The 1268-nt window shown below is 46.9% G+C and carries 9 tRNA genes and 1 rRNA gene; all 10 read right to left on the bottom strand.

From position 1 onward, the window contains the following. Window positions 1-185: 185 nt before the first annotated feature. Window positions 186-261 (bottom strand) — tRNA-Ala (locus ACFSBH_RS12225). Window positions 262-272: 11 nt separating this feature from the next. Then, window positions 273-349: transfer RNA gene (locus tag ACFSBH_RS12220), tRNA-Pro, on the bottom strand. 7 nt (window positions 350-356) lie between these two features. Beyond that, window positions 357-433: transfer RNA gene (locus ACFSBH_RS12215), tRNA-Arg, on the bottom strand. Window positions 434-439: 6 nt separating this feature from the next. Then, window positions 440-528: transfer RNA gene (locus ACFSBH_RS12210), tRNA-Leu, on the bottom strand. A 6-nt stretch (window positions 529-534) separates the two neighbouring features. Further along, window positions 535-609: transfer RNA gene (locus ACFSBH_RS12205), tRNA-Gly, on the bottom strand. 16 nt (window positions 610-625) lie between these two features. After that, window positions 626-707, bottom strand: a tRNA-Leu gene (locus tag ACFSBH_RS12200). 9 nt (window positions 708-716) lie between these two features. Then, a tRNA-Lys gene (locus tag ACFSBH_RS12195) sits at window positions 717-792 on the bottom strand. Between the two features lie 12 nt (window positions 793-804). Then, a tRNA-Thr gene (locus ACFSBH_RS12190) sits at window positions 805-880 on the bottom strand. A gap of 5 nt (window positions 881-885) precedes the next feature. Next, window positions 886-961 (bottom strand) — tRNA-Val (locus tag ACFSBH_RS12185). 9 nt (window positions 962-970) lie between these two features. Continuing rightward, window positions 971-1086, bottom strand: a 5S ribosomal RNA gene (gene rrf, locus ACFSBH_RS12180). Between the last annotated feature and the right edge of the window lie 182 nt (window positions 1087-1268).

Here is a 1268-nt window from a genome sequence, read left to right as displayed (position 1 = left end):
TTGTTTAATAAGAAAACGGGGTTTTCTTATTAAGTTTATGCTTGGCCACTCACGTGACCTTGCTTGACATACTGGTTGTTTTGTTCAGTTTTCAAAGAGCAAATTAAAAGTCGCACTCAAAATTTAGCGACTGAATTAGTTTACCATATCGTTTTAAACATGTCAACTATTTCTTTTTTTTTAAATGGTGGAGCCTAGCGGGATCGAACCGCTGACCTCCTGCGTGCAAGGCAGGCGCTCTCCCAGCTGAGCTAAGGCCCCATTTCATTAAATGGTCGGGAAGACAGGATTTGAACCTGCGGCCCCTTGGTCCCAAACCAAGTGCTCTACCAAGCTGAGCTACTTCCCGTAAAATATGGCGCGCCCGAGAGGAGTCGAACCCCTAACCTTTTGATCCGTAGTCAAACGCTCTATCCAATTGAGCTACGGGCGCTAAATATGGTGCCGAGGACCGGAATCGAACCGGTACGGTAGTCACCTACCGCAGGATTTTAAGTCCTGTGCGTCTGCCAGTTCCGCCACCCCGGCAAGGGTTGGAGCGGAAGACGGGATTCGAACCCGCGACCCCCACCTTGGCAAGGTGGTGTTCTACCACTGAACTACTTCCGCTCGAAATTCATATAAATGCGGGTGAAGGGACTTGAACCCCCACGTCCGAAGACACTAGATCCTAAGTCTAGCGCGTCTGCCAATTCCGCCACACCCGCGCATTCAAATGGTGAGCCATACAGGATTCGAACCTGTGACCCTCTGATTAAAAGTCAGATGCTCTACCAACTGAGCTAATGGCTCTCTAAGATAAAATGGTGCCGGCCAGAGGACTTGAACCCCCAACCTACTGATTACAAGTCAGTTGCTCTACCAATTGAGCTAGGCCGGCGTTAATGGTGGAGGATGCAGGGCTCGAACCTGCGACCCCCTGCTTGTAAGGCAGGTGCTCTCCCAGCTGAGCTAATCCTCCATTCATTATGCCTGGCAACGTCCTACTCTTGCAGAGACAAAGTCTCAACTACCATCGGCGCTGGAAAGCTTAACTACTGTGTTCGGTATGGGAACAGGTGTGACCTTTCCGCCATCATTACCAGACAAAATCATTTGATATAAAATTAAGGACAAGTTATATTATATGCATTTCATTTGGAAAATGCAAGTGTTTTTTTAAACTTATACCTTAAAAACTAAATAAGAGTAATGGAACGACATCAAAATAGAATTTAGTTAAGTCCTCGATCGATTAGTATTTGTCAGCTCCACATGTCACCATGCTT

The organism is Oceanobacillus luteolus, assembly GCF_042678205.1.
Taxonomy (GTDB): domain Bacteria; phylum Bacillota; class Bacilli; order Bacillales; family Amphibacillaceae; genus Oceanobacillus; species Oceanobacillus luteolus.
This window is presented reverse-complemented; position numbering and strand designations above follow the sequence as displayed.